The 7601-nt window shown below is 68.7% G+C and carries 8 protein-coding genes; 2 read left to right on the top strand and 6 right to left on the bottom strand.

What is annotated here, in order from left to right; translation table 11 throughout:
• The 5 genes from HV826_RS35570 to HV826_RS35550 all read right to left on the bottom strand — a co-directional run.
• Positions 1-826 (bottom strand): SLC13 family permease (locus HV826_RS35570; RefSeq protein WP_255217577.1); only part of this gene is annotated, 826 nt, incomplete at its 3' end.
• A complete protein-coding gene (locus HV826_RS35565) occupies positions 827-1465 on the bottom strand; it encodes a hypothetical protein (RefSeq protein WP_176421458.1) in 639 nt (212 codons plus the stop codon).
• Positions 1462-1953, bottom strand: a complete 492-nt coding sequence (locus tag HV826_RS35560; RefSeq protein WP_176421457.1) for a hypothetical protein — start codon at positions 1951-1953, stop codon at positions 1462-1464. The genes HV826_RS35565 and HV826_RS35560 overlap by 4 nt, the downstream gene beginning before the upstream one ends.
• Before the next feature lie 190 nt (positions 1954-2143).
• Positions 2144-3193, bottom strand: coding sequence for an aldo/keto reductase (locus HV826_RS35555; protein WP_176421456.1), 1050 nt, complete (start codon positions 3191-3193; stop codon positions 2144-2146).
• A 34-nt stretch (positions 3194-3227) separates the two neighbouring features.
• On the bottom strand, positions 3228-4028 hold the full coding sequence (locus HV826_RS35550; protein ID WP_176421455.1) for an SDR family NAD(P)-dependent oxidoreductase: 801 nt from the start codon (positions 4026-4028) through the stop codon (positions 3228-3230).
• A gap of 122 nt (positions 4029-4150) precedes the next feature.
• Between HV826_RS35550 and HV826_RS35545 the strand changes: the two genes are divergently transcribed.
• Positions 4151-5059 carry a LysR family transcriptional regulator gene (locus HV826_RS35545; protein WP_176421454.1) on the top strand — a complete coding sequence of 303 codons (909 nt, stop codon included), beginning with the start codon at positions 4151-4153 and terminating at the stop codon, positions 5057-5059.
• A 109-nt stretch (positions 5060-5168) separates the two neighbouring features.
• Here the strand turns inward: HV826_RS35545 and HV826_RS35540 are convergent, their stop codons facing one another.
• A complete protein-coding gene (locus tag HV826_RS35540; protein WP_176421453.1) occupies positions 5169-6833 on the bottom strand; it encodes an Ig-like domain-containing protein in 1665 nt (554 codons plus the stop codon).
• 315 nt (positions 6834-7148) lie between these two features.
• Here HV826_RS35540 and HV826_RS35535 point away from each other — a divergent pair, with 315 nt between their 5' ends.
• Positions 7149-7415, top strand: coding sequence for a hypothetical protein (locus HV826_RS35535; protein WP_240358084.1), 267 nt, complete (start codon positions 7149-7151; stop codon positions 7413-7415).
• The last annotated feature ends 186 nt before the right edge of the window (positions 7416-7601 follow it).

Here is a 7601-nt window from a genome sequence, read left to right as displayed (position 1 = left end):
CCCCCGCGAGCGCGAGCGCCGCCCCCGCCCCGAGCCAGGCCACCAGGTCGGGCGTCACCCCCGTCTCTCTAGGAATGGCGACCCAGGCCGCGAGCATGCACCCGAGCAGCAGCAACGGCGGCAGCAGCCTGCGGCGCTCCACCCGCACGTTGCGGTACAGCGCGCCCATGGTGGAGAGCGTCAGCGTGGCCGAGATGGGCGTCTGCCCCAGCCGGCTGCCGGGGCGGACCAGCAGGAACGCTGCCCCCAGCACACCGGCCAGCGCGACCAGCGTCACCGGCAGCGCGCGCACCAGGTAGTCGGGAAAGCTCATCACCCCGGTGCCGAGCAGCAGGATGGCCGGAAAATCTCCAATGGGGGTGGCGGCGCCGCCGAGGTTGCAGGACACCAGGACCAGCGCCAGCGTCCACGACACATACCGCTGTCGCACGCCCAGCAGCTTGAAGAGGATGAGCAGCACCGGCAGCACGAGCAACAGCGCGGTGAGGTTGTTCACCAGCCCGCTGACCACGTACATGCCCACCGCGAAGAGCAGCAGGATTCGGCGGGGACCGGCGCGGCTCAACCGGGTGGCGTGCAGCGCCAGCACACCGAAGAGCCGCGACTCGACGAACAGCTGCGAGAGCAGCCCCAGCGTGACGAGGATCACGATGACGTCCCACGGCACCTGCGCCAGCAGCTCGGGCGCGGTGCCGGTTCCCAGCAGCGAAGACGCCAGGGCCGCCAGGCCGGCGCCCATGCTCACGACCACCAGCCGGCGCGAGGGGAGCGCCGCCTGCAACAGCAGCGCGGTGATGAGGATGCCGGCGAGGATGGCCTGGGTCATTCAGACCAGCTCCGTGAACGTGGCGGCATCGACCTCCACCAACCAGCGCGGATACACGAACATCGGGGCTCGGAGCACGTCCCAGGCAACCAGCGAGCGGAACTGGGTGCGCACGTCGTCGCCGGTGACGCGGAGCCACGCCGGCATCACGTGCGTCCCGGCGCCATGGACGCCGTAGGCGAAGGTGAGCAGCGTGCTTCGGGGCCCAGCCCACGACTGGAAGCGCTCGAACTCCACCAGCTCCACCCGCCCCGCGTAGTTGGACAGCACGCGCTCCCAGTCCACCTCGAACGGCGAGCTCCGCAACAGCGCGAGGCGGATGCCTTCCAGCTTCGGAATCAGCGCGTCGAGGAACTCCGTCTCCAGACCGACCACCACGAGCTGCCGGGTGCCGGCGAGCGCGCCGAGCGCGGCGCCGGGGTCCGTGTGGGGCTCGCGTGAGCCGGCGAGCCACTTCTCGGCGACCGCGTCCAGCACCGGGAACGAGCGGCCCAGCGCGTCGCGCAGGCCGCTCACGCCCGCGTCGCCCGCGAACCGCGCCACGTCCTTCACGTAGAGCCACGCCGCGCAACACATCCCCAGCTCGCCCGCGGCGACCGAGAACGCCTGCGCCATGCCCTGGGGCAGCTCGACGCTCACTCTTCCGGGCTCTCTGGAAGCCGCGCCAGCAGGTCCGCCAGCAGCGTCACCATGGCCACGTTCGCCAGCGCATGCTGCGGAGGCCCGTCGGTGAGGCAGTCCACCATGGCCTCGAAGTCCCGGGTGCCCTTGCGCGCCAGGAGCTCCAGGGGCGCGCTGGGGAGCGGCAGCGGATAGCTGGGCGCGTCGTCGGGCCGCGCGAGGTGTGGCGGCAGCCGCATGGGGACCTCCTGGGACGCGCCGAGGTCCAGGGCCTCGCGGTCACCGCGTGCCACCCGCTCGAGCACCAGCCCGAGCAGCGAGAGCAGCACGTAGTTGGCGCCGCGGTGGTGCGCCGGCCCCTCGCCGAGCACGCACCGGACGACGAAGGCGCGCTCTTGCGGGGCCGGCAGGTACGGCGCCAGCAGTGCTTCGATGCGCGCGGTGTCGACGAACCTCGAGATGGCCGATGAGGGGAGGTGTCTATCGTGCGGAGGGCGCGGCGGCATGACGCCTCACCTTACCCGCGCCCGGCATGTCGCTGCACGCTTTCGTTGGGATTCCAACGAACCTGGCGAAGAAGCCCTGCTCCACGGGCGGGGACGCCCCCTCGCTTGTCGTCCGGCGCGTCCGCGTCCGGCGCGGTCGACTGCAGCACCACCAGGGAACGCGCGGGAGCGCCACGGAATCGGGGCAAGCCTACACCGAGGGCGCGGGGAACAGGGGCGGGTTGAGCCGCGTGAAGTCACCCAGATTGTAGTACGGGGCGTAAGGGTAGGGCGGTGTCTTGAAGCTCGCCGCGTCGAGCTTCGCGAGCTGCTCCGGTGTGAGCGCCCATCCGATGGCACCGAGGTTGTCGCGAAGCTGCGCTTCGGTCCGCGCGCCGATGATGACGCTGGCGACGGTCGGACGCGTCGTCAGCCAGTTCAAGGCGATTTGTGGGATTGATTTTCCGGTCTCCTTGGCGACGTCGTCGAGGGCATCCACCACGCGAAACAGATGCTCGTCGTCGACGGCGGGACCAAAGTCGGCGGTCTGGTGCAGGCGGCTCACCGCTGGCAGCGGCGCACCGCGCCGGACCTTGCCGGTGAGACGGCCCCAGCCGAGCGGGCTCCAGACCATCGCGCTGACACCCTGGTCCAAGGCAAGCGGCATGAGCTCCCACTCGTAGTCGCGCCCCACGAGCGAGTAGTAGGCCTGGTGTGCGACGTAGCGGGGGTAGCCGTACTGCCTGGCGACGGCGAGCGACTTCATCAGGTGCCAGCCCGAGAAGTTCGAAACACCGACGTATCGAACCTTCCCCTGGCGCACGAGATCGTCCAATGTCGACAGCACTTCCTCAATGGGTGTCGCGGCGTCGAAGGCGTGCAGTTGAAAGAGGTCGATGTAGTCGGTGCCGAGCCGGCGCAAAGACGCTTCACACGCTCGAATGAGATGGGACCGCGACGAGCCGGCGTCATTGGGGCCGTCGCCCATGGGCAGCGAGACCTTCGTCGAGATGAGGGCCTGCTGTCGTCGGCCCTGCAGCGCCGCGCCGAGGACCTCCTCTGACGCTCCGTTCGAGTAGACGTCGGCCGTGTCGAACATCGTCACGCCCGCTTCGATGCAGATGTCCACCATCCGCCGGGCCTCGTTCACGCCGGTATCTCCCCAGGCGCCAAAGAGAGGCCCTTGGCCTCCGAAGGTGCCGGCGCCGAAGCTGAGGACGGGCACCTGGAGTCCAGAGGCTCCGAGTCGTCGATAGTCCATGGTCATGCTCCTGGTTCGCGATCCTGGTGTGGGTTCACGCGATGGTGGGGACGACGCCACCATCGGCCCGTAGCGCGGCGCCATTGGTGGCTGAAGACAAGGGGCTCGCGACAAAGGCGACGAGCGCGGCGATCTCCTCGGCCTCGATGACGCGCTGGAGCAGGGAGGTCGGCCGCTCCTTGCGGAAGAACTCCGCCTCGATTTCGGCCATGGGCGCGTTCGGGTTCGACGCAACGCTCTTGAAGAAGTCTCCGATGCCCTCGGAGCGGGTCGTCCCCGGCAGCACGGAGTTGACCGTGACGCGGGTGCCCTTCGTCGTCGCCGCCAGGCCTCGTGAAATCGAGAGTTGGGCCGACTTCGTCATCCCGTAGTGAATCATGTCCGGTGGGATGACGAGCGCGGAGTCACTGGCGATGAAGATGATGCGGCCCCAGTTGCGCTTCAGCATTCCCGGCAGGTACTGACGTGCCAGACGGGCGCCGCTCAGGACGTTCACCTCGAAGTACTTGCGCCAGTCCTCGTCGCTGATCTCGCCGAACGCCTTGGACTCGTAGATGCCGAGGTTGTTCACCAGGATGTCCACGTCGGAAAGCTCACGAGCGAGGAGCGCGGCGCCCTCTGCGTCGGCCGGGTTCGCCAGCACCGTCCGCACGCGTCCGGACGTGCCTGGGTGGGCCTGCTCGATGTGGGCGACCGCCGCATCCAGCTTCTCCCGCGAGCGCCCGGGAATCACGACGTGTGCTCCTTCAGCGGCCAGCCGTGCCCCGATGGCCAGCCCGATACCCGCGGTGCCTCCCGTGACGAGCGCCGTCTTCCCGGTGAGTTGCAAGTCCATGTCTTCTCCAGAGGTCTGCCGTTGTCAGGTGAGTGAACGCATGCGTCATGTAGCGGCGGCGCCCTTGAGAGGAAACGTCCATAATGTCAAAGTACCTGTGAATCAGATTCACAGGAGGTCCGGTGGACAACCGCGCGGGGGAGATGAGCGTCTTCCTGGCCACGGCCGACAGTGGGAGCTTCTCCGCGGCGGGCCGCAAGCTGGGGCTGTCTCCCTCGGCCGTCAGCAAGCTCATCGCCCGAATCGAGGACCGCCTGGGCACCTCGCTCATCGTGCGCTCGACGCGCGCGCTGCAACTGACGCCGGAGGGGGCGCTCTACCTGGAGCGGGCGCGGCGCATCCTCGCGGAGATTGATGACGCGGAGAGCCTCGTGACGACAGGCAACGTGGTGCCGCGCGGGCTGTTGCGGGTGAACACCTCCGTGGCGTTTGGAGAGGTCCACGTGCTGCCGCTCGTGCCCCGGTTCCTCGCCCTGTACCCGCAGGTTGAGCTCGACGTCACGTTGACGGACACGGTGATTGACCTGATGGACCAGCGGACGGACGTCGCCATCCGGACGGGGCCGCTGCGGGACTCCAGCCTCAAGGCGCGGAAGCTGCTCGAAAGCCGCCGTGTCATCGTGGCGTCGCCCGCGTACCTCAAGGCGCATGGCACACCGAGGCGGCCGGAGGACCTCGCCCGACACAACTGCCTGAGGTTCAACTTCCGGCGCCCCGCCGACGAATGGCCCTTCCGGGACCCTGCGAGCGGCGAGGCGTTCTCGGTGCCGGTGTCAGGCAATGTCCACGGCAACAGCGGGGTCGTGCTGCGCCAGCTCGTGCTGGAGGGCGTGGGCCTGGCGCGGCTCGGCGGCTATCATGTCCAGCCCGACCTCGCATCGGGCCGGCTCGTCGCGGTGCTGGAGAGGTACAGCGCGGGGGACATCGAGCTCATCCACGCCGTGCACATCGGTCACGAGCACCTCGCGACCCGCATCCGGACGTTCATCGACTTCCTCGCGGATGCGTTGAAGGCTCGCTCCGTGCGATAGCGAGGCCGCGTCAGCAGGTCTGGCGCGGCCCCTTGGTAGAGGACGTGAGGCCACCCGGCCAGGCTGAACCGGGTGGAACGCTACCGGGACGCCCGTGCCCGACCGCGGCTCACGGGACGGTGACCGTCACGGCGTTGCTGCGACGGCTGTTGCCCGCGCGGTCATACGCAATGGCGACAATCACGTGCGTACCGGACTTGCCCGTGGTGTCCCACGCGCGGGTGAATGGCGCGGTGGTCGAGTAGGGATACTGAAGCACACCGTCGATCTCGAAGACGACGTAGTGGAGCAGCTGGCTGTCGCTCGCATTGGCGGCCAACGTGACGACGCCACTGACGACCGCGCCGTTGAGGGGAGCGAGCAGGACGGACGTGGGCGCCGCGTTGTCGACGATCAGCGAACGGGTGTGCGTCGCGACATTGCCTGCGTTGTCGGTCGCGCGCAGGATCAAACTGTAGGAGCGATTGGCCAGCACCCGCGTGTCCCACGAGAAGTTGTAGCCGAGGCCCGAGTGGCCCGTCAGCGAGCCCTTGAGGTAGCCCTCCTGGAAGAACTCCGCCAGGGCCACGCCGGAGAGGCCCTGGTCCGTCACGGACCAGCCCACGGTGATGTTGCCGCGTACATAGCTCAGGCTGTGCTGGTTGTACTGGGGCGGGCCGGAGATGATGACGGGAGGGGAGTTGTCCACCATGACGCTCACCGGGTCGGAGACGCCCATGTTGTCGTCCGCGTCGAAGGCCTGGGCTGTCAGCACCCGGGTTCCCGGAGGGGACGTCGCGGTGTTCCAGTCCACGATGAAGGGGGGCTGGGTGTCGGAGGCTATGAGGGTGGACCCGGAGAAGAAGTCCACGCGCGTGACGCCAAGGTCATCGTAGGCGCTCGCCGTCAGGGTGACCGTGCCGCGCAGGGCGCTGCCCGGGGCCGGTGAGAGGAGCGTCACGGTGGGGGCCGCGCTGTCGGTGCACAGCAGGGATCCGAAGTCCTTCGCGAGGCGTCGCGCCTCGATGGAGTTCGAGCGCCCTGAGTCGAGGCGCGGGTCCGTCGTGCCCACCTGGACCCGCCCCGGGGCGGCGGTGAAGCGGTCGGTGACAGCCTGGAGCGTGGTGTTGAACGCCTTCGTTCCAGGCGCCTGCGTGGCGAGGTCATGCCACTGACGGGCCCAGTGGAGCGCGTCCGAGGGCTTGGGAGCCGGCAGGTCATACACGAGGGTGACGCTGAGGTTCAGCGGCGTGCCGTCCGCGTCGATTGCTTCGAAGACCAGGTGGCCTTCGCCGGCGCTGCGCCGGTCCGCATTGCGCGAGCCCGCGTGGTTGAGGATGGCCTTCAAGCGCAGTGGCGCCTTCGTCAGGTCCAAGGTGCCGTCCGCGAGCTTCGGCCACGCTTCGAGGAGTTGGGCAACGCGCGCGCGGGTGCCCGCGTCCTGCTCCGCACCGCGCTGGAGCGAGTCGTGAATGAACTCGGAGGGGGCGACTTCGCCGCTCAGCTCCGCCATGCGCCGACCAAAGCTCCACGCGCCGTCCGCGACGCCGCGCCCCTGGGGCAGCGCGCCGGACCAGGCCGTGCGCGCCGGGTCATTCACCACTGCCGCGTCCTGGATGAGCAGCTCCCGCTCCGGCTTGATGGAGGAGAGGCAATCCAGAGGCGCGCTTGTCTGCTGAAGCTCGGTCTGGGGGCTCTCCGAAGCGTCCGGGACATCACCACAACCGATGGAGGCCAGGGCCGCCGCGCCGACCAGTGCGGAAAGGCCGCGGACCGCTTTTGAAACGATGCGCATGTGAATTCTCCCTTGAGGAGGCTGGGCTCGCATGGAATTGGGAGCGTCAGCGGGAAAAGCTATATCAAGCAGACGTTCAGAGCGCGCCTGGGTTGGGATGCAATTCTTCTACGTGATTCCCATGTGCGGACGGGGGCTTGCGCTCTCTGAAAGGACGGGTGGCGTCGGCGGGACGCTCCGGGGACGTGGTAGAGAAAGGGCATGGAAGCTATGGTCGCGTTGTGCCCCCTTCATCCCGAGCGCCCCGCGGAGGGAACGTGCAGCCGCTGTGGCACCTTCTTGTGCGAAGGCTGCCGCAGGTGGCAGGTGGGGCGCATGCTCTGCCTTCACTGCCACACCGTCGCGCTGGGGGAGAAGCCGTCCCAACGCGCGACGCTGGCGCTCATCTTCGCCACGGTGGGGTTCATCGGGTTCGTGCCGGGGCTCGTGGGCCTCGTGTTGGGCTACCAGGAACTGGCGGCCATCCGGCGCGGCACCGCCCCGGGCTCAGGGGAGGGCTGGGCCGTGCTCGCGCGCAACGTGGGCTGGTTCCATGTGGCCATGCTGGTCATCATCGGCCTCGGGGTGGCTTCGCGAAGCTGAGCGGACCGGCTGGCGTCGTCACGGCGCCCCCGAAAGCGCCCGAGGCTTTGCAAGGTCGTCCACAGGACAGCTAGCTTCGCCCTCCTGACCCTGTTTGGGGTCGAAGTCGGAGGAGGGGGTTCACATGGGTTCGAAGAAGCTGGCGCTGGAGGCGGGGGGGCCGCCTCGCTTGGAGTTGTCGTGGGG

The organism is Myxococcus sp. AM010 (assembly GCF_013372585.1).
GTDB classification, from domain to species: Bacteria; Myxococcota; Myxococcia; order Myxococcales; family Myxococcaceae; genus Myxococcus; species Myxococcus vastator.
This window is presented reverse-complemented; position numbering and strand designations above follow the sequence as displayed.